This window comes from Paenibacillus guangzhouensis, assembly GCF_009363075.1.
GTDB lineage: Bacteria > Bacillota > Bacilli > Paenibacillales > Paenibacillaceae > Paenibacillus_K > Paenibacillus_K guangzhouensis.
In genome coordinates, this window is record NZ_CP045293.1 from 4,369,386 (window position 1) to 4,389,838 (window position 20,453).

Here is a 20,453-nt window from a genome sequence, read left to right on the forward strand (position 1 = left end):
TTATGTTCATTCGAAACTAGGGGGGAACTTTCACATGGACGGTAGTCCGAGTAGTAGTCATTACACGAATCAAAATCCTCGTACTTTGAGGGAGAACGATGTTCTCTTCACTCACAACTGCACACCATGCGCTATTCGTTCCCGGCGTTGCCTATTATTCAGGCAGGTCTATTTCGTTATGTGTATGCAAGCAGTGAGCGAATAAACGTCACGCTTATTAGGCGGCTCTCCCTCATCCCGGGGAGAGCTTTTTTAATGCCGATGTATCGCCATCAATGCGGCGGTGCAACTTTTGGAGGGATGAACCATGAAACAACAAAAACTCAACCATGAAACCTATAACAAGAAAATCGCTTCGCAGCTCATCGAGGCATCGACTTGCCATATCGATGATCTGATGGAAGATCTGAATGCTAACCCAAACGGTCTGACAACCGCTGAAGCCACCAGCAAATTAGAACAATTCGGAACCAATGTGATCGCACACGATAAACCGCCCGCTTGGTACATTCAGCTGCTGTCCTGTTTCAAGAATCCATTCATTCTCATTCTGCTCGGACTTGATCTATTCTCTTATATCACAACCGATCTGGAAGCCGTCATCATTATCAGCACGATGGTATCCATTAGCGTATTGATCACTTTCACCCAAGAATTCCGTTCGATGAAAACGGTGGAGAAGCTCAAAGCGATGGTCAAGACAACCGTTACAGTCACCCGCGGCGACACCCGACAAGAAATCGATATGGAGCAGCTCGTTCCTGGCGATATCATTCATTTCTCGGCCGGCGACTTAATCCCAGCCGACGTCAGATTCATTGCATCCAAGGATCTATTCGTAGCCGAATCTGCATTGACAGGGGAAGCCTTGCCTGTGGAGAAGCAAGATTCATTGCCACGAGACATCATCGTCAAAAAACGCACCCAGCGAACCATCAATGCATTGGAACTGCCTAACATGGGTTATATGGGAACCAACATCATTAGTGGCACGGCTACAGCTGTCGTCGTATCGACTGGTACGTCCACTTATTTTGGCTCCATGGCCAGAACGCTCGTGGGCAAACGTCCCATGACCAGCTTCGATAAAGGGGTTAACAGCGTTACGTTCGTCATCATTCGCTTCATGCTTATCATGGTTCCGATCATATTCTTCATCAACGGATTTACGAAAGGGGACTGGGTGGAAGCCTTGTTCTTCGGTCTTTCGGTCGCAGTTGGACTGACGCCTGAGATGCTGCCGATGATCGTAACGGCCAATTTAGCGAAAGGCGCTGCCTCTATGGCTCGCAATCAGGTTGTCGTTAAGAAGCTCAACGCGATTCAGAACTTTGGCGCCATGAACATTCTCTGTACAGACAAAACCGGTACCCTAACCAAAGACAAAATCATTCTCAAGCGGCATCTTGATATTCATGGGAATGAGGATAATCATGTGCTGAAGTATGCTTATTTGAACAGCTATCATCAGACCGGCCTCAAAAACCTGCTCGATGTTGCCGTTCTAGAGCATGCTGAACTCACCGATGCGCTTGGTGTCACGAAGAACTATACCAAAATCGATGAAATCCCATTCGATTTCAATCGTCGCCGGATGTCTGTCGTTCTCGAGAAAAGTGACAATGACCATATCTTGATCTGTAAAGGAGCCATGGAAGAAATTCTTACGCATTGTACACATGCGATGGATCATAATCAAATCGTGCCGCTAACCGCAGACATGACAAATAACATGAAGAAGCTGGTTGACCAGCTTAATATGGATGGGCTACGAGTGATCGCTGTCGCCATAAAGACTACGGCACCAAAGCAAGACCCATATGGAGTTCAAGATGAGAGCGATATGATTCTCGTCGGCTACATCGGATTCCTCGATCCGCCGAAGGAGAGTGCTGTGACCGCAATCCGTGCGTTAAAAGAAAATGGCGTTGCCGTCAAAGTGCTCACGGGCGATAATGCAGCCGTCACGCGCCGTGTCTGCCAGGAAGTCGGGCTTGAAGCCGGCTACATCGTCCTCGGCAGCGATATCGAGCATCTGTCCGAAAGCCAGCTCGCTGACCTCGCAGAGCATACAACGGTATTCGCTAAGCTTAATCCGATGCAGAAATCTCGCATTGTAAGAGCCTTGCAGAGCAAAGGCCATACTGTTGGCTTCATGGGAGACGGCATTAATGACGCTGCTTCCCTCAAGGATGCCGACGTAGGCATATCTGTCGATACCGCTGTTGATATTGCGAAAGAATCGGCCGATATTATCTTGCTCGAGAAAAGCCTAATGGTACTTGAGCAAGGAATTATTGAAGGACGCAAAACATTTGGCAACATTATTAAATATATTAAAATGACGGCCAGCTCCAACTTCGGCAATATGTTCAGCGTGCTCGGCGCTAGTATCTTCCTGCCGTTCCTGCCGATGCTTCCGATTCACCTGTTGATCCAGAACCTATTCTACGATATCTCTCAGCTGTCCCTCCCGTGGGATAACATGGACAAAGAATTTCTAGCGAAACCGAAGAAATGGGATGCCAAATCTGTCGGCCGATTCATGATCTTCATCGGTCCGATCAGTTCGATCTTTGATTACATCACTTATTTCGTCATGTTCCATGTATTCGCAGCCAATACCGTGGGAGCGCAATCCTTGTTCCAGTCGGGTTGGTTCATTGAAGGGCTCTTGTCCCAAACGTTAATCGTGCACATGATACGCACCGAAAAGGTACCCTTCATCCAGAGCAAGGCTAGCTTGCCTGTCATTCTACTCACTGGCGCGATCATGATGGTCGGTATTTATATTCCATTCTCCGCATTTGGCGACAGCATTGGGTTACAGCCGTTGCCTCTAAGCTACTTCCCTTGGCTCGTCGGGATTCTGCTCAGCTATTGTGTCCTCACCCAGTGGGTGAAGAAATGGTATATCCGCAGATTTAACGAATGGCTATAAAACCTTTACCGGGGACACTCAAGATAAGCGACCGCGTTTAAAGGTTGGTTTTTATGCCAAATTAACTTTGGTGCTTTGCTTGTCGCAAAACTTATAAGTCTATTGTGGAAGAAAAGAAGCCCGGCACCTATCGGTGCTGGGCTTCTTCATGCTCATTAATGATGCGGCACATCCGTGTGTTCGGATATATCCCGAAGCGCACTGCTGGCCATATGTTGGAATTGATCCTGCATAGCGAGATCACCTATCGCTACCACGCCAACAAGGCGGCCATCCTCTACGACCGCTAGCCGACGAATCATCTCCCTCGACATCAGCTCTGCTGCTTCATCCACAGACATATCCGGTGATGCCGTAACAATGTCTTTCGTCATTACTTCTTCGGCAGGCGTAGAGCCCGGCCGCTTGGTCGCATATCCACGAACCGCCAGATCACGGTCTGTGACAACACCAATCAATCTGTCGCCTCTCACAACCGGCACGAAGCCGATATCATTCTGCTCCATCATCACAGCAATTTGGTAGATATTCTCATCTGGTGTAACGGTCTCGCAATTGGTTGTCATAATTTCACGTAAAGTTTTCATTGTAACACCCTCCTTATTCAGGGATTAGAATAGCCCGTTTGGGCTCATCCTATTCCATCGCTTTGTTAGAGTACATTCACACCCTGGAGGGAAGGATACAATACGAAGACAGTCATCATTTCATGAAGGGATTGTATGATAGATGCGACGTTCAACCCTGCCTCTTCTGATGTGCACGATGATCCTACTCACATCATGCCGTACAGCAGCCCCTACTCCTCCACCAAAAGAATCCGCGCAGCCGCCAGAACAAGAGACCGCCCACTGCAGCAATCGCATCATTTTAGGATGGAACGCTTTTGGCACAACAGAGAAATATGTCGCGCAGAATAACAAAGCCCCGCTTGTGAATGTCGTATCGCCTAGCTGGTTCCGATTGCATGAGAAGGATTTGTTGCATTCTTCACTGGACCCGAGTTACATCCACTGGGCGCATCAATCCGGCCGACATGTCTGGCCTCTATTCGGGAATCGATTCGATTCCAGTCTCACGCACAAGATCCTAAGCAATAAAAAGAAACGGGAACAATTGATTCAACAGCTGCGCAACTTGCTCGTGAAGAATGATATCGATGGAATCAATGTTGATTTTGAAAATATCGATATTCAAGATAAAGAAGTGTATGTATCCTTCATTCGTGAACTTCATGCAGCACTACATCCTCATGGCATCCTCGTCTCTGTGGATGTCAGCCGTGAAAACCCGGATCCTTTCTGGTCTGGCAGTTTTGATCGGCGAGAGCTCGGTAAGGCTGCCGACTATATCATTATGATGGGGTATGACGAGGATTTAAGCGAAGGCGGAAAAATCGGCTCTGTCGCCTCCTTACCATGGGTCGAGCAAGGGGTTCAATTGTTATTAAAAGAGGTGCCCGCACGCAAGGTCATTCTTGCGGTTCCTTTCTACACAAGAGATTGGGTGACCAACCTCCACACGAAAAAATCAGAGCAAATGGAGCTTACGCTCGTAGAGGCCAAAAAAATAATAGAAGGTAAAGGGTTAAAGAAAGCGTGGGATACGAATTCAAAACAATATCGGGTGGAATATACCGAGGATGAGAAGAAGCATCAAATCTGGGTGGAAGATGAGAAATCCATGAAAGAGCGCTTAGAACTCGTTGACCGCTACAAACTAAGAGGGGCGGCTGTCTGGTTTATGGGCCAGGAGCCGCCTGAAATATGGGATGCGTTTCGCAAATAGCTGATACGTGCTGCAACAACTGCAGCACGTGACGTCGGACTATTCTTTGTCCACGGGATGTTTGACCCGATCTTTGAACGGGTCCAAGAACAAGTGGCCATTGGAGCTCTTGACGGCATAGCTTACATCTTCAACCGCAAGCCCTCTCTTCTTTACTTGCTGCAATAGCCATGTCTTGTTGACCCCATTCTGATTCAGATTATCGTCGATAATCTCGCCGTCCATGATCAGCTCGATCGGAAAAAGTTGCTTCGTGCTTTTCATCTTAAAATCTTTGCGTGTAACGGGCAGATACTCTTCTTTGCGCAGTACGGACAATTTGCCGTTCAGCTCCAGCACCGCATATTCGACTTCTTCAATATTAAATATATTTTTCTCCCGCAGCTCCTGATTTAAGGTGTCGAGGGTAAACTTCAACTTCCGCATATTATTCTCTAGAATTTGTCCTTCTTGAATAATAACCGTCGGCTGACCGGATATCCATTTGCGGATCATACGGCTGTTCATCGCAAGCACCAAGAACAAGTAGGCAATACCGCCGAAAATAATTAGAGCAACGAGCAGCTGCCAACCACTCATTTTCACATTAAATGCGAGGTTGGCTGTGATTGCCCCGAGCGTGATAGCCGCTACAAAATCGTGATAGGTCATTTGGGAGATCGTCGCTTTGCCTAGTATCCGTGCAATGACCATCATGAGCCCAAACGACGCGATAGATCGGATCACGATCTCGAACATCTCATTCATCTCAATTTCTCCTTATCCGTTCATTTATCGTATAAGCATGCTGCTAATATGCCCATAACACGAATGAAATAAACAGATATTACCAGAGATGCGCACCGCTTATTACAGCTTGCGGAATTGGAGATCCTTGCAATCGATAGCGAAGGAGAAGTTTCTCTGGTTGTCCTTCCCTTTCACGGAGAAGTTTAACGTCAAATTTTGAACCTCTTGACCGGATAGACCTGTATAGCTTAACCATCCATATTTCTCTTTGCTCGGTTTGATCGTACGATCGCGAAAATCCGGGTTATCCTGTGCGATGTCCACCGTTTCAGACACTTTGCCTTTTACTTGAACATTCGCGACTGCCTTGCTGTGAACCAATACAGGCATGATCGACTCATCTGTCTTGTTGTTCTTGATCGTAATTTCGAAGTCCGTCTTCTCTGGCATCAGTCTCACGGCATGTACCGTAACCTCGATATCGTCAATTGTCTGTGTGATGGGTAACTTCTGTACCTGGGTTTTCTGCTGATTGATGGATTGCGGCTGTTCACTCTTCGTTGTTAAGCTGGATGCCGCGTATGCTGCTCCTGAGAACAGAACGACGCCGCAAATACATCCCAGGATTATTTTTCTCATCTTTGATCTATCCTTTTCCTGCTATCTACGAAGACCAACGCACCACATGGATGTCGACGGTCCCGTCAGCTGATGCTTTATAGTTGTGTTCTATCGTATTTCCATTGCAATCGACCTCGATGCGGCCATCCGTTCTTGTCACTTGGAACACAAGCTCTGTGTGCAGCGGAAGACGCAAGCGCGTCTTATAAGTCCCCTGACCCGCATCCGTAAGAGGGAACCATGCATACATCCGAACATTCTCCGGCAGACCCGTCGGTACATACACATTCAAATCCAGAATCACATGCTCAGGCGTTTCCGGAATCACTCGAATGGTTCTACTAGCACGAACTCCTCGATATTGCACCGTAATCGTCGTCTCCCCCACGCATTTCGGAACAAGGGTACCATCTGCTTTTATATCGAGGATCTCTGGATTCGCCACCTGATAGTCCGCACGCAGCAATGTCATCTGAAGTCCATTCTCCATCTCGACGATAGGATTCAATCGACTCTTCGCTCCTACCAGCCCCACTTCATCATCGCCTTGTAAAGTCACGGCACGTGCCGCGCTCTGGTGTCCATAGAAATGAATCAACGGCGAAGCCAGCCTTGCTGCCCAATCTTTCTCCACATGAGCTGCGCCTGGGGCATATAGATAGCACAATTCATTGTCGGCCTCGTACCCGAGCGCTGCCAGCTTCTCCGCTGCTTCGCGCACATGCTTCTCCATGATCAATAAGCCTTCACTGCTGCCCAGGTCAATCCATATCCGGGATATCGGCTGTTTCGATTCAAATGTGTGATATTGTGGGAATTCTTCCAGTGTCACCGGATCTACATAGTACAAGTAAGGTGAGATGATCCCAAGTTTGCTGAATACATCCGGCCGTCGGAGACCGATATGGTACGTAACTTGACCCCCGCGGGAAGAACCCATCAATGCCGTGTGCTCTGCCTCTGGCTTCGTCCGAAATATCCGATCCATATAGGGTTTAACCTCTTCAATGAGGAATTTCTCATAGATGTGCCCTAGCGGCCGAATATCCACCTTGTCATCCTGATAACGCACACCCTCCAAGTCATGGGTAAATTCATTAGACCGCTCCATCCCCATGTTCGCGATGCCGACAACGATGATTTCTTCGATGACGCCGCCCTCCACCAACCGATCGATGGTCGTATGAACATGCCATGAATACCCGTTGAATGCCGGATGGAAAATGTTCTGCCCATCATGCATATACAACACCGGATATCTTCGGCCCTGATCAAGATCATAGCTCGGCGGCAAATAGACGAATAGATCTCTTCGATTCTCCAGATAGGATGAATAGAAGCTCTCAATTCTAAGAATACTTGAACGATGCTCCATGCACGTTACACTCCCCTCGCGGGCACACAATCTACCCAATTCTCCACGACATAATTCAGAATTAGTCCATCCGTAACGGTAAATTTGCGGTAAGGGACCTCATGACCGTAACGATCCGTCTCATGCTTGCCCAGTCCTCTAGAAATACGAAATTCGAATGACATATCTCGCGGCACTTCGAACGTTCCGCCGTAGAGTCGATTATGGATCATAGGCAGCTCAATGCCTGCATAGAGTGTGTCCGTCTGTGGCGTAGCCGTCGGCACCTTCACGAAGACGTTCACGGTTGCTGTCGGGGACAGATACGGGATAATCTTCATCTCCATAGAAGCGGCTAGATGCCCATACCGATAAGTCACCTTCGTCTTGCCGGGTCTCTTCGCGCGGAGTCTTCCGTCTGCCGTGACATGAAGCAGTTCAGGATCAGCGACTTCAAAGGTTCCTTGTAAATCGGTCATTATAAACCCGCTATCGAAGTGGACAATCGCATTGACATTGCACTTCGCTCCCTGTACACCAATGGTCTCTGGTCCATGTAATTCCACGCGAACCGGCTTACCAATCTCCCCGAAGAAGTATAGGAGCGGTGCGTGCACTCTAGCAGCCCAGTCCTTCTGCGAATGACCGGAATCGACGGCATAATAATACATCAGATCCTTACCAGGCTGGAATCCCGATCGGATCAGGACATCCGCCACCTGACGCACATGCTTCTCCATCACGGTGAAGCCTTCGGCATCGCCGACATCCATCCATATTTTCAGATCCTTCTTCTCCGTGTACACATGGCTTAGCCAACGGTCTTCCATCGTATTCGGATCAACGCTGACGAAGAAAGGACATAACGCGCCGATCATGCCGAACGTCTCCGAATGCCTGAATCCAATATTGTAGGAGACGAGACCGCCGGCCGATGAACCCATTAATGCCGTATGCTCTCGGCCCGGCAGCGTCCGATAGGTTGCATCGACATATGGCTTAACTTCTTGAATGAGAAATTGTTCGTACATTTCGCCTTGATTCGTTGTGCCGAAAATATTGTGTCCTTGCGGATTCTCATGCATATATTCAGCAATTCTAGCATCTTCAATATGCGAGATAGCGATCACGATGATCTCCTTCATCTTCCCCTCGGCAACAAGCCGATCGACGACCTGATGCACATCCCAAGATTCACCCTTCTGATCTGCGAAAAAAACATGCTGCCCATCCTGCATATATAAGACAGGATACCGCACTTGATCATTCAGGTTATAGCTTGGGGGCAAATAGATAAACATATCTCTTCTATTATTTAGTATTTTTGATTCGAAATTTTCTAGTCTAATGAACCGCGAAATATCCACTTCGCATTCTCCTCACCACGTCAGAATCATGATGTGGCGGTCAATAAGAAAAACTTCTCCGCTTTGACATACGCCGCATCATTAATATAACTGTCCATCATATTAACAACCTCCGTGTAGTCATTGAGATGATAAGAAATCTTCATCATTTCGTCCGGGAGAATCTCCTCACAATGGGACGTGCAGCATGCCACCAGATGTTGATGGGTTTTCCATGCCACATTCGCCAGAAATTCGTTCATGACGATCCCGGCTTTCCCTGCAAATTGCGATAAAAATGCATGCATCCCATCGCGATTCTCATAGACGTAGATGTGATCCTCATCCAATCCCGATTGCTGCTTCACGACTTCTCTTAATTCCAAATTGTTATACGCATCCATCACAAGAAACGCCGGCGCCTGCCCTAGCAACTTCCCTGCCGCAGCAAAACTTTGCTCGAAATTCGGCATAATTTTATGAAATAACGAATCCTCGATATAACTGTCGATGACGAATACCGGAATCCCGAACCCAAATTGATTCGAGATCGCATAGAATTTCTCCCGATCGGCATTAATCAAGAACACGCCGTCCAAATTGCGCTCCATAATAACCTTATAAGAGGAGGAGGCGCTGTCTAATTGCATAAAAATTACATGATAGCCAAGCTGACTGCACAGCTCCTCCAGCTTGTAGATCGTCTTAGCATATTTCAAGGCCGACCCAGGGGTCTGTACATCATCTCGGAACACCAATATCCCCATCAATCCTGTTTTCTTGATTTTTAACGATTGGGCAGAACGATTCGCGACATACTTGAGCTGCTGTGCGACTTTCAGCACCTTCACGCGCGTTTCATCCGAGATGGACTGCGTTTTCACATCATTCAGAATGTAAGACACGGTTGCTATTGATACATCTGCTGCTTTCGCAATATCTTTAATTGTTGTTTTTTTCAAAAGAATCCGACCTCTCACATAGGCTTAAACGTTTAAGTTAATTTAAGCATAACGCCTAGGCAAAAGTCAATTTAGCCTATGTGAGCGGTTCGATTAACCTTTGTCCGCACCGGCTGTCATGCCGTGAATCAAATACTTCTGGAAATACATGTACAAAAGCGTGATCGGCAGCGCCACCAGAACCGCGCCCGCGGCGAATACCGTAAAGCTGGAATTCGTCTCATTCGCAACCATGCTGTATAGCCCCTGCGCTAATGTCATTTTCTCTGATGAGCGCAAGACGATTTGCGGCAGGATAAAATCCATGAACGGTGTAATGAAGCTATTCAGCGCAACAAAGGTGATCGACGGTAAGGACAACGGTAAAATAATTCGGAAAAATGCATCCTTATTACTCGCACCGTCGATAAAAGCAGCCTCCTCTAAGCTCCGAGGAATCGTGTCAAAATGACCTTTCATCACCCAAGTTCCCATCGAAATCGAGCCACCGACATAGATGAGGATCAGCCCCAAATGCGTGTCGAGCAGCTTCGTCTGCAGTAACAGCACGAAGATCGCCATGATCGACAAGAAGCCTGGGAACATCTGCAATACGAGCAGCGTCATGAGCCCTTGCTGCCGGCCCTTGAAGCGAAATCTAGAGAAGGCATACGCCGTCATCGCGACAAGGATGGTCGACAAAAATGCATTCGCAACAGCGATCTTCACCGTGTTGCCGAACCATAACATAAAATCGGTATTCCGTAATAACTCGACATAATGCACGAGCGATGGATTGTCCGGGAACATCTTGCTAACCAATAAGGTATTGCCAGGATTCAGCGAGGTGCCGACAACCCAGATCATCGGATACAGGGTCGTGATCAACAGCACGATAAATACGATATAAATCCCAATAACGACTAAATTGCTTCTTAATTTAGACATTAGACCCAATCCTCTTCTTGATTTGACTTCATTCGCTTGTAGTTCCATAAAGAGAACCCTGCTATGAGTATAAACATGATGATGGATACAGCGGAAGCCATATTGAACTGACTCTGATTGAGCGTCATTTTGAATATCCACGAGATGAGAATATCCGTACTTCCGGCGTAGAAGTAATCCGGTTGATTCGGGTTACCATCCGTTAGCAAATAAATTAAATTGAAATTGTTGAAGTTAAATGCAAATTGCATAATCAAAATCGGCGCCGTCGCTAAGAGAACAAGCGGTAGTGTAATTCTAGTAAACTTCTGCCTCCAGGAAGCACCATCCACTTCTGCAGCCTCATACAAATCTCGCGGCATGGTTGTAAGAACGCCAGACATCAGAGCCATCAGGAATGGCGTCGAGAACCACAGATTCACGAGAATAATCGATACTTTGGCCATCGTCGGATCTGACAGCCAAGGTACGGGCGAGAACCCAAGCTTCACAATGAGATCATTGACCGGTCCGAATGATCCGTTGAGCAACACCCGAAATACGAGGATCGAAATGAATTGCGGAACCGCCCAAGGCAGGATGAATGCCGTGCGCCAGAACTTCTTGAATCTCACTCTCGGATGATTTACCATCAGCGCTAGAATCAGACCGCCAAAGAACACTGTGACGGTTGATACCGTTGCCCAAATGATATTCCATACGGCAATTCCTACAAAGGTAGATCGCCATGCCTCTTGGGTAAATAAATCGTAGAACGATGCGAACCCGATCCAATCCACCAAGGAACGGTCCGGAATATGATCCGGGGCCGAATAGTTCGTAAATGCAATCAGTACATTGAATACCAGCGGCATGACCGTCACGAACAACACGAAGAAGGTAGCAGGCAGCAAGAGTAGATAGGGAAAGTTCCGAAATTTCGCCTTTTTCAGCGAAGCAAGGAATCCAAGTACCTGACCCCCTTCATCCCGAATCGCACCATTTCTCTTCGCATCCACAATGTTGAGGATGTACATGCCTAAGAACACGAGAATAATAACAAGCGTAATCAGTCCGTTGATCAACAAAAAGATGGAGTGATCCCCTTGAACCACTTTCCCCTTAATAATGCGAGTAGGGACATCACCTAACGTAATCAGACCAGCAATCCCTTTGATCGCGATGGGATAATAGGTCCAGAAAAACAATTGTGCGATGACCATCCAGAAGAAGCCCTTCCAATATTGCCGATTATACAGCTGTCCAAGTCCAATACATAACGCAGACAACAGTGCAGCTTTGGTCCGATAGCGTCGATCATCTAAGTTAACATGCATTCTGCAGACCGCCTTACTCGTAAATTGAAATTATCTTTAATGCTTCGTTTTAATGGCTGTCTTGATCTGGTCTACCGCCTTATTCAGTGCAGCAGTTGGGTCTTGATTGTCGTTCCAGATCGCAGCGATTGCAGCGCTTGCCGGCTGCCACACGTTCCCCATCTCTGGAATGGAAGGCATGGGGGTCGAGTACTTCGCTTGCTCCAGAAACGCGAGGGCATTCGGATTGCTCGTCAGAATCGGATCGTTCGATAGATCGTTCCGCGGCGGAAGCTGTGTCGTCATTTCAAACCGTAATTTCAGGTTCTCCTTGTTGGTCGCAAAGCTGGCGAATAGCTTCGCAGCATTCGGATACTTCGTATAGGAGTTGACGTATAACGCGCGAATCCCAGAGAAGCTCTTCGGATGTTCTCCATTCGGCAGCAGTGGCAGCGGCGCGACGCCATAATCCAGACTGTCCTTAGATAGATTGGATATCAACCATGGCCCGTTAATGATCGCTGCTGTTTTGCCCTCTTGGAAGAAGCCCGTAATGATATTATCATTCAAATCATTGACGTTAATCGGAAGAATTTGCTTCAGCGACTGGAGGAATTTCGCTCCTTCGATTGCCTTCACATGATTCAAGCCGATATCGCTTGGATCTGTGCCTTCCTTGCCAAAGATATACCCGCCGTACCCCCGAGGAACGAATAGGATTGATACAATTGTGCGACATCCCACATAAATGCATACTTCTTATTGGGTGGATCGTTATAGGTTACCGCAAACTGCATGATATCGTCATAGGTTTGAGGCGGCTTCGTCATCAGCTTCTTATTGTAAAATAATGCATAGGTGTCGATAGCCGTTGGATATCCGTAGAGAACATCTTGATACTTCACGCCGCTGATGGCACTAGACATAAATTCATTTGTCATCTTCTCGTCAAACACATCGTTCTCCAGCATCAGTCCTGCTGTCACCGCATTCCCTAACTGATCATGCGGCGCCGAGAAGACATCAGCTCCGATGCCAGCCGGTCCGTCTGTCGTCAGCTTCTTCACACTGTCGATCGCCGGTACGGCTTCTACTTTCACTTTCACGCCGTATTGCTGCTCGAATTTCACTGATATCGCTTTCAAAAATTCAAGTTCAGGACCTTTCGATTCCCAGACTAACAATTCAGCTCCTGGTTCCGGCTGCAGCCCTTCAGTATGTGTTGCCTCATGACCTTGTGCATCCTTGCCAGATGTGTCTTGCGCCTTGTCACATGCAGTTAGAAATGAAGAACTGAAAAGAACAGCAAAAACTGCAGTCATCATCAACCGTCTTGACATGTATTCGCCCCCTTCATTGTATCTTAAACGTTTAAGTACTGAAACGTTTAAGTAACTTTCAATATTATGATAAACTCCATTTCCTCGTTATGTCAATACCAATTCAATCAGATAAGACGACTCCATTATTCTAAAAAAAGAGGGCCTTGATCGGCCCCCTATTCAACACATCGTTAGGATGGAATAGTCGTTGCGGCTTGCAGCATGACAGCAAGCTCCGCACGCGTTACCGCGCGCGTCGGACGGAAGGTACCGTCTTGATAACCGCTGATGACACCGCGCTGGGATAAACTCGTAATCGCAGAAGCAGACCAACGATTACTGTCTACATCGGTAAACACGGCAGAGGCGCGTAACGCTGGCTTCTGCTGCAGCGCCTTCGCCAGCATCGCTGCAAGCTCCTCACGAGTTACGGTCTGATTCGGTGCGAAGCGTCCATCTTCGTAACCGTTAATCAGCCCGCGCTGCTTCGCGATCTGAATGTCAGCGGCTGCCCAGTGATTTGATGGAACATCCTTGAACAAAGCCGTCTGACTTCCTGGCTGCAGCTTCTCCCCCGACATCCGCACCAATACGGACGCAGCCTGCGCACGCGTTAGCGGTGCCTTCGGCTCGAACAGACGATTCCCCGTTCCAGCCATCCATCCTTTATCAGATACGAACTGGATCGCTTCATCCGCCCAATGTGAGACCGTATCGAGATACGCCGCATCGTTCAACCACTTGGAGTAGTAATCCCAGGTGTTGCCGGATTCTTCGTTTAGACTCCAGTTCCCTGCGCCTTTCAGGTTATACTTCTGAACGAGGCCGAGTTTCGCTTTGATCGATTGTTCATTCTCATACCATACCGTATATGTTCCTGCGGTTATCCGTTTCCCGTGGACCGACGCCCCTGGATCGCTAGCCGGAATCGTGAAGGTCGCTTTCGGGGATTGGCTCGCCGCATCGAAGACAACTTTTCCGTTGTATTTCTCAATCAGGCTGTTCACAACAGTGTTCTGGATGCCAAGCCCTTGGATACTGCCGTCCGACTTCCAATAACGGCCATAGAACGGAATGCCCATCACGATTTTGTCGCTCGGCACATGCTTCAGGGCATATTCAATCGATTTCTTCACGAACGGCAAGCTTGCGACCGGACCTGGTTCGCCGCCTTCATAGCTCTCATCATACGTCATGAGCATCAGGTAATCACTCACCTTACCAAGCGCTGCATAATCATAAGACCCATGCCACCCTGTATTCCATCCGTCGGGGTTCGCCGCGACAGCCACCGAGACTTCTTTGTTCGCTGGAATCGCTGCACGCAGCATCTTCACCAGCGCCGTGTAATCGTCACGCTGTTTCTCGGTCACATTCTCGATATCGACATTGACGCCGTCGAGATTGTATTTCTCAATCGCTGCCGCAATCTGTTTCGTTAATGCTTCCCTGTTATTGAGCGCAGCGATGCCCAACTTCCGATCCCAATGGTTACTAAGGAATGGAACCACCTTCATGCCTTGCTTATGCATCTCTTCGACGAATTTCGGGTCAACCGCATCCGTCAGCTGCAAGGAACCGTTATCATTTAGATCAAAGTAACTAGGTGACACCATATCCAGACTGCCCTTTGTCTGATTCACGGCTTGAAGATATTGATCCGGCTTCCCAAAATATATATAGGACATGGCGAATCGATGATTATTTGCCTCCGTCTTCGGCATACTCGCGAGCGAGATTGCAGCGATGGACAGCCCAATCACCGCACCTTTTATGTATTTTGTAACACTCATCCACACATCATCTCCTTCACTAGCAAAATTTGATAGATTCGCATAATTATCATGACATCCGGTAATGATATGGGACAATATATAAATAATGGTAATGACGTTCAAATCCAGTCTCCGCACCGTTAAAATTGTGTTTTGCACGTATTCATGATACGGTTATATAACCGATTAATCTTATAGGAACAAGCATAAGCGACTTCGTCGTCCTCTATAGGACAATAAGCGTTTAAGCGAGAAATATAAGAACAGTTTTATTCGCGAAACTTATTAATTCTTATATTTGAACATATCTTTGGAGGGAATTGCGTTGCCGAATATCTACAAAAATTTAACCGATTTGATTGGCAATACACCGCTGTTGGAATTATCCAACTACAATAAAATGCATCAATTGGAAGCGCAGATTATTGCAAAGCTCGAATACTTCAATCCTGCGGGCAGTGTCAAAGACCGCATCGGATTCGCGATGATCAAGGATGCCGAAGAACGCGGCGTCTTGAAACCGGATTCGGTCATTATTGAATCTACGAGCGGAAATACAGGGATCGGTCTTGCCTTCGCAGCCGCTGCACTCGGGTACAGACTCATCATTACATTGCCGGAAACATTCAGTATTGAACGGAGAAAATTGCTCAAAGCGCTCGGCGCTGAGCTGGTTCTTACACCGGCTACCGAAGGCATGACTGGAGCGATTCGGAGAGCGGACGAGCTTGCTAAGGAAATTCCGGGCGCGTTCATTCCAGAGCAATTCGATAACCCGGCCAACCCTGCCATTCATCGCAAGACGACAGCAGAGGAAATCTGGCGGGATACGGACGGTCAAGTGGATATCTTCATTGGAGGCGTTGGTACGGGAGGTACGGTTAGCGGTGTAGGCGAAGCGCTCAAAGCCAAGAATCCTGCGATTCAAGTCATCGCCGTAGAGCCATTCGATTCCGCGGTACTGTCTGGCGGTAAACGCGGCCTTCACGCCATTCAAGGCCTTGGTGCCGGATTTGTTCCAGGTAACTTCAAGGCGGAAGTGGTCGATGAGATCATCACCGTCAAAAATCACGAAGCGATCAATACCGCGCGAATTCTAGCGAAGCGCGAAGGATTGCTCGTCGGCATCTCTTCCGGGGCTGCTGCTTATGCGGCAACACTCGTCGCTAAACGTCCTGAGAACAAGGGCAAGAACATTGTTGTCGTCCTGCCGGATACAGGGGAACGTTATCTATCGACGCCGCTATTTGATGAAGAATAACGGATCATCCACCAATGATGAATGAAAAAAGACCATGCCGGATATATGCCCGGGCATGGTCTTTATTGCCTTCATTTGTTCACATATTGTGAATTGTGTCACGAAAAGTTCAAAAATGAAAATCAAAGAAAATAAGAGATTTTCGGCGATATTTTAAATTTCCTTTTATTAGCAAACACCATCCAATGCAAAATGATATCGCCATCCGCCTTACTTTGATCACAGTTCAGACACGGAATAGTCAAAATTTTAACTTCTTTTTACTCTTATTTTCGCTCATTTCCTCATAAATACCTCGAATTTTCTGGTTATTACTTCCATAAAACTGCAATTTACCGCTTTCAAATGTGACGAAACTTTGATATTTGTGCTTTTGATCACATTTATGAATAAAAATCAAAATCGGCGAATTTGGCGCTTTTCAGTGATATTTAACACATTTTCGGGTTTTATTACGAAATCGTCATCTTTTTTTGTTAGAAATTTATCCATTTAATTCCATTATTGGTTCTCAATAGGGTTTGTTATTACCTGAATATCTTAATAAGATAAAAGAAATTAAGTTCTCTTTGGAATACATCAACATGTGCATTGTTAAGGAAGGGGTTACTTATGAAAAAGAGAGGACCGCTATTATTATTCTTCATCTCACTCATTATGCTATTAAGTGGATGTAGCTCGAAACTGCTGGTACTGGATCCAAAAGGTCCGGTAGCGAAGACGCAGTCGAGTACGATTATCTTCTCCATGATCGTCATGGCTGTCGTACTGTTAGTCGTCTACGTCATGTACATTTACATGCTGACAAAATATCGTGCGACCAAAGCCAATGAAGGTTATGAACCGCCTCATATCGAGGGAAGCAAGTGGTTGGAGCTGATCTGGACGATTATCCCGATCATCATCGTTGTGATTCTATCCGTTGTTACGGTTCGTACGACCAATGCGGTGGAAAAAGTACCTGCCGGATACGAGGACCAGAAGCCGCTCGTGATCTATGCATCATCTTCCGATTGGAAATGGCACTTCAGCTATCCGGAAGAAAATATTGAGACTGTTAACTATGTCAATATCCCTACGAACCGCCCGGTTGAATTCCGTCTATATGCATTCGGACCAATCACAAGCTTCTGGGTTCCACAGCTTGGCGGTCAGAAATATGCGATGAGCGATATGGTGAATAAACTCAATCTTGTCGCTGAACATGAAGGATCATTCTTTGGTAGGAACTCGAACTTCTCGGGTAAAGGATTCGCACATATGGAATTCGAAGTATTGGCTCAATCCCCTGCGGATTATACCAAATGGGTTGACGATGTGAAGAAAACTGCTTCGAAATTAACGGAAGACGAGTTCAATAAACTATTGGATACGCCAGTCGTCGGACGTAAGACGTATTCGTCCACTCACCTTGAATTCCGTCCAGCACCTGAAGGTGCAAATGGTGGACATCATCATGGTGGCGGCGACGCAGATGCCAAGGACAACACAGGATCGATGGATCATTCGAACATGAACATGGACGATATGGAATCGATGGATCATTCGCAGCACGAATAAGCGATGGGACAGGAAGGAGTATTAATCGTATGAAACTCGATGAATTTTTCGTTACGGGAGAACCGATGATCTACGCCGCAATGGTCAGTATCGTCGTTGCCTCTCTAGCAATCCTCATCGGTCTGACCTATTTCAAGAAATGGGGCTACCTTTGGAGAGAGTGGTTAACAACCGTCGATCATAAACGTATCGGCGTCATGTATATTATCGCAGCACTCCTCATGTTATTCCGTGGGGGCGTGGATGCACTACTCATGCGTGCTCAGCTCGCAGTTCCAGAGAATGGGCTGCTCGACGCGCAGCATTATAATGAAATTTTCACAACGCATGGTGTTATCATGATCCTATTCATGGCGATGCCATTCATTATCGGACTTATGAACATCGTCGTTCCATTGCAAATTGGCGCGCGTGACGTTGCATTCCCAAGGCTGAATGCCGTCAGCTTCTGGCTCTTCTTCGCTGGAGCGATGTTATTTAACCTATCCTTCGTCATCGGGGGCTCCCCAGATGCAGGATGGACAGCGTACTTCCCGCTCGCGAGTCTGGAACTCAGTCCGACCGTCGGGAATAACTTCTATTCGATTGCGTTACAGATTGCCGGTATCGGTACCCTGCTAACAGGGGTTAACTTTATCGTTACGATTCTTAAAATGCGTGCGCCTGGCATGAAGCTTATGCAGATGCCAATGTTCACATGGTCTATCTTGATCACTAGTGTTATCATTTTGTTCGCATTCCCGGTTCTAACCGTAGCTCTTGCACTAATGATGTTCGACCGGATGTTCGGAGGCCAATTCTTTACGATGGCCAACGGCGGGATGGATATGCTCTGGGCGAACTTATTCTGGGTATGGGGTCATCCAGAGGTTTATATCGTTATTTTGCCGGCCTTCGGTATTTATAGTGAAATTATCTCAACATTCTCCAAAAAGAATTTGTATGGTTATAAATCAATGGTTGCCAGTATGGTTGTCATTTCGTTACTTTCCTTCGTCGTATGGGCGCATCACTTCTATACGATGGGTCATGGTGCGATGGTCAATGGCGTCTTCTCGATTACAACGATGGCCATTGCAGTTCCTACCGGAGTCAAGATATTCAACTGGTTATTCACCTTACAGAAAGGCCGAATATCCTTCACGACGCCTATGCTATACACATTAGCGTTCATTCCGATCTTTACAATCGGTGGGGTTACTGGTGTTATGCTAGCCATGGCTTCCGCGGACTATCAGTATCATAATACGATGTTCCTGGTTGCGCATTTCCACTACGTATTGATTCCAGGTACCGTATTTGCAGTTATCGCCGGGTTCCATTACTGGTTCCCAAAAATGTTCGGATTCCGTCTGAACGAACGTCTTGGTAAACTTGCATTCTGGTTAATTGCAATTTTCTTCAACGTAACATTCCTGCCGCTCTTCTTCTTGGGATTGAACGGAATGTCGCGTCGGATGTACACCTATTCCGCAGGTTCAGGATTCGGGCCGCTAAATATGATCGCATCGATCGGTGCTGTCGGACTTGCACTTGGCTTTGTTGTTCTATGCTACAACATCTATTGGAGCTTCCGTTATGCACCACGCGAAAATGCAAGCGATCCATGGGGTGGCGGTCGTACGCTTGAATGGGCTACTCATAGTCCAGTTCCAGAATACAACTTTGCACGTACACCGAATGTCAAAGGTATGGATGCTTACTGGCATTCGAAGAAAGAGAACCAACCATTATTTGAAGGTAAAATTGAACCGATTCATATGCCGAATAACAGCGGCCAACCGTTTATTCTCGGCGTAATCTTCTTCTTCCTAGGTTTCTTCTTGATCTTCAGCTGGTGGATTCCATCGATCATCGCGGGTATCGCGGTTATCATTATGCTTGCAGCTCGTACATTCGAGCGCGATCATGGTAGACACATCCCTGTCAAAGAGATCATCGAGACCGAAAAGAAACTTGGGGGTGAACTCGTATGAAAATAAATCCGAATGTGCCGCTCGAATATGGCACTGAAGAGAACAGCAACCGCATCTTCGGGTTCTGGTTGTTCCTAGGCGCAGAGATCGCCCTCTTCTCTACGTTGTTCGCTGTTTATTTCACACTCTGGAATCGTGCGGGCAGCGGCCCGACAGCCAGTGAGATTTTCGAATTAAACGGTGTTCTGGTTGAGACATTCCTACTCTTAACGAGTAGTTTCACTTGTGGACTCGCGATTCATGCGATGCGTCAGGGATTCAAAAAAGCAACACTCGTGTTCTTCGGCATCACCCTCTTAATGGGTCTAGGATTCTTGGGCGTCGAAATCACAGAGTTCGTTACGTATGTACATGATGGTGCTACACTTTCTACTAGCGCATTTTTATCCAGCTTGTTCGTCCTGCTAGGAACGCACGGTCTCCACGTTACGATGGGCTTCCTGTGGGGAGCTGCTATCATGATTCAGATCAAACGTGAAGGCTTCACGCCAGATACAACGAATAAATCGTTTATCTTCTCCTTGTACTGGCATTTCCTTGATGTCGTATGGATCTTCATCTTCAGCTTTGTCTACTTGAAAGGAATGATGTGATAT

At 47.1% G+C, this 20,453-nt stretch carries 17 protein-coding genes; 6 read left to right on the plus strand and 11 right to left on the minus strand.

Translation table 11 applies throughout. The features are described 5' to 3' along the window. The first annotated feature begins 307 nt into the window (after positions 1 to 307). Positions 308 to 2,941, plus strand: coding sequence for a magnesium-translocating P-type ATPase (gene mgtA / locus GCU39_RS19685; RefSeq protein WP_152395069.1), 2,634 nt, complete (start codon positions 308 to 310; stop codon positions 2,939 to 2,941). Between the two features lie 155 nt (positions 2,942 to 3,096). On the opposite strand, the gene GCU39_RS19690 is transcribed toward mgtA, so the two are convergent. Further along, positions 3,097 to 3,528, minus strand: coding sequence for a CBS domain-containing protein (locus GCU39_RS19690; protein WP_152395070.1), 432 nt, complete (start codon positions 3,526 to 3,528; stop codon positions 3,097 to 3,099). 178 nt (positions 3,529 to 3,706) lie between these two features. Between GCU39_RS19690 and GCU39_RS19695 the strand changes: the two genes are divergently transcribed. Beyond that, complete coding sequence (locus GCU39_RS19695; RefSeq protein WP_193726555.1) at positions 3,707 to 4,729, plus strand: glycosyl hydrolase family 18 protein; 1,023 nt, start codon at positions 3,707 to 3,709, stop codon at positions 4,727 to 4,729. Positions 4,730 to 4,768: 39 nt separating this feature from the next. Here GCU39_RS19695 and GCU39_RS19700 read toward each other — a convergent pair whose 3' ends face one another. The 10 genes from GCU39_RS19700 to GCU39_RS19740 all read right to left on the minus strand — a co-directional run bounded on the left by GCU39_RS19700 (position 4,769) and on the right by GCU39_RS19740 (position 15,078). Continuing rightward, a complete protein-coding gene (locus GCU39_RS19700; protein ID WP_152395072.1) occupies positions 4,769 to 5,476 on the minus strand; it encodes a DUF421 domain-containing protein in 708 nt (235 codons plus the stop codon). 102 nt (positions 5,477 to 5,578) lie between these two features. After that, positions 5,579 to 6,097: a hypothetical protein gene (locus tag GCU39_RS19705; RefSeq protein ID WP_152395073.1), complete on the minus strand. Its 519-nt coding sequence runs from the start codon at positions 6,095 to 6,097 to the stop codon at positions 5,579 to 5,581. A gap of 25 nt (positions 6,098 to 6,122) precedes the next feature. Further along, on the minus strand, positions 6,123 to 7,454 hold the full coding sequence (locus GCU39_RS19710) for an alpha/beta hydrolase (RefSeq protein WP_152395074.1): 1,332 nt from the start codon (positions 7,452 to 7,454) through the stop codon (positions 6,123 to 6,125). 5 nt (positions 7,455 to 7,459) lie between these two features. Next, positions 7,460 to 8,800, minus strand: a complete 1,341-nt coding sequence (locus tag GCU39_RS19715; protein WP_152395075.1) for an alpha/beta hydrolase — start codon at positions 8,798 to 8,800, stop codon at positions 7,460 to 7,462. Between the two features lie 26 nt (positions 8,801 to 8,826). Then, entirely contained in the window at positions 8,827 to 9,741 is a 915-nt protein-coding gene (locus GCU39_RS19720; RefSeq protein ID WP_152395076.1) for a LacI family DNA-binding transcriptional regulator, read from the minus strand. A 93-nt stretch (positions 9,742 to 9,834) separates the two neighbouring features. Then, on the minus strand, positions 9,835 to 10,668 hold the full coding sequence (locus GCU39_RS19725) for a sugar ABC transporter permease (protein ID WP_152395077.1): 834 nt from the start codon (positions 10,666 to 10,668) through the stop codon (positions 9,835 to 9,837). Then, positions 10,668 to 11,984 carry a sugar ABC transporter permease gene (locus GCU39_RS19730; protein WP_152395078.1) on the minus strand — a complete coding sequence of 439 codons (1,317 nt, stop codon included), beginning with the start codon at positions 11,982 to 11,984 and terminating at the stop codon, positions 10,668 to 10,670. The genes GCU39_RS19725 and GCU39_RS19730 overlap by 1 nt, the downstream gene beginning before the upstream one ends. A 36-nt stretch (positions 11,985 to 12,020) precedes the next feature. Continuing rightward, a complete protein-coding gene (locus tag GCU39_RS32325; protein ID WP_265333408.1) occupies positions 12,021 to 12,611 on the minus strand; it encodes an extracellular solute-binding protein in 591 nt (196 codons plus the stop codon). Continuing rightward, positions 12,608 to 13,303 (minus strand): extracellular solute-binding protein, encoded by a 696-nt coding sequence (locus tag GCU39_RS32330; protein ID WP_265333409.1) that lies wholly within the window; start codon positions 13,301 to 13,303, stop codon positions 12,608 to 12,610. Before GCU39_RS32330 ends, GCU39_RS32325 begins: the two co-directional genes overlap by 4 nt. A 173-nt stretch (positions 13,304 to 13,476) precedes the next feature. After that, a complete protein-coding gene (locus tag GCU39_RS19740) occupies positions 13,477 to 15,078 on the minus strand; it encodes an S-layer homology domain-containing protein (RefSeq protein ID WP_227793272.1) in 1,602 nt (533 codons plus the stop codon). Positions 15,079 to 15,385: 307 nt separating this feature from the next. Here GCU39_RS19740 and cysK point away from each other — a divergent pair, with 307 nt between their 5' ends. From cysK to qoxC, 4 genes are all read left to right on the plus strand, one after another. Beyond that, the gene (gene cysK / locus GCU39_RS19745) at positions 15,386 to 16,321 is read left to right on the plus strand and encodes a cysteine synthase A (protein ID WP_152395079.1); all 936 of its coding nucleotides are present in this window, start codon (positions 15,386 to 15,388) and stop codon (positions 16,319 to 16,321) included. Positions 16,322 to 16,933: 612 nt separating this feature from the next. After that, positions 16,934 to 17,881 carry a cytochrome aa3 quinol oxidase subunit II gene (gene qoxA, locus GCU39_RS19750; RefSeq protein WP_152395080.1) on the plus strand — a complete coding sequence of 316 codons (948 nt, stop codon included), beginning with the start codon at positions 16,934 to 16,936 and terminating at the stop codon, positions 17,879 to 17,881. Positions 17,882 to 17,910: 29 nt separating this feature from the next. After that, positions 17,911 to 19,857, plus strand: coding sequence for a cytochrome aa3 quinol oxidase subunit I (qoxB, locus tag GCU39_RS19755; protein ID WP_152395081.1), 1,947 nt, complete (start codon positions 17,911 to 17,913; stop codon positions 19,855 to 19,857). After that, positions 19,854 to 20,450 (plus strand): cytochrome aa3 quinol oxidase subunit III, encoded by a 597-nt coding sequence (gene qoxC / locus GCU39_RS19760; RefSeq protein ID WP_152395082.1) that lies wholly within the window; start codon positions 19,854 to 19,856, stop codon positions 20,448 to 20,450. The genes qoxB and qoxC overlap by 4 nt, the downstream gene beginning before the upstream one ends. Positions 20,451 to 20,453: the final 3 nt, after the last annotated feature.

Bases quoted from the DNA above. Each gene is read 5' to 3' on its own strand.
- qoxA (WP_152395080.1), top strand. From the start codon at position 16,934: ATGAAAAAGAGAGGACCGCTATTATTATTCTTCATCTCACTCATTATG.
- GCU39_RS32330 (WP_265333409.1), bottom strand. From the start codon at position 13,303: ATGTCAAGACGGTTGATGATGACTGCAGTTTTTGCTGTTCTTTTCAGT.
- GCU39_RS19690 (WP_152395070.1), bottom strand. From the start codon at position 3,528: ATGAAAACTTTACGTGAAATTATGACAACCAATTGCGAGACCGTTACA.
- GCU39_RS19695 (WP_193726555.1), top strand. From the start codon at position 3,707: ATGATCCTACTCACATCATGCCGTACAGCAGCCCCTACTCCTCCACCA.
- GCU39_RS19705 (WP_152395073.1), bottom strand. From the start codon at position 6,097: ATGAGAAAAATAATCCTGGGATGTATTTGCGGCGTCGTTCTGTTCTCA.
- GCU39_RS19730 (WP_152395078.1), bottom strand. From the start codon at position 11,984: ATGCATGTTAACTTAGATGATCGACGCTATCGGACCAAAGCTGCACTG.
- qoxC (WP_152395082.1), top strand. From the start codon at position 19,854: ATGAAAATAAATCCGAATGTGCCGCTCGAATATGGCACTGAAGAGAAC.
- mgtA (WP_152395069.1), top strand. From the start codon at position 308: ATGAAACAACAAAAACTCAACCATGAAACCTATAACAAGAAAATCGCT.
- GCU39_RS19710 (WP_152395074.1), bottom strand. From the start codon at position 7,454: ATGGAGCATCGTTCAAGTATTCTTAGAATTGAGAGCTTCTATTCATCC.
- GCU39_RS19700 (WP_152395072.1), bottom strand. From the start codon at position 5,476: ATGAATGAGATGTTCGAGATCGTGATCCGATCTATCGCGTCGTTTGGG.
- GCU39_RS19725 (WP_152395077.1), bottom strand. From the start codon at position 10,668: ATGTCTAAATTAAGAAGCAATTTAGTCGTTATTGGGATTTATATCGTA.
- qoxB (WP_152395081.1), top strand. From the start codon at position 17,911: ATGAAACTCGATGAATTTTTCGTTACGGGAGAACCGATGATCTACGCC.
- GCU39_RS19740 (WP_227793272.1), bottom strand. From the start codon at position 15,078: ATGAGTGTTACAAAATACATAAAAGGTGCGGTGATTGGGCTGTCCATC.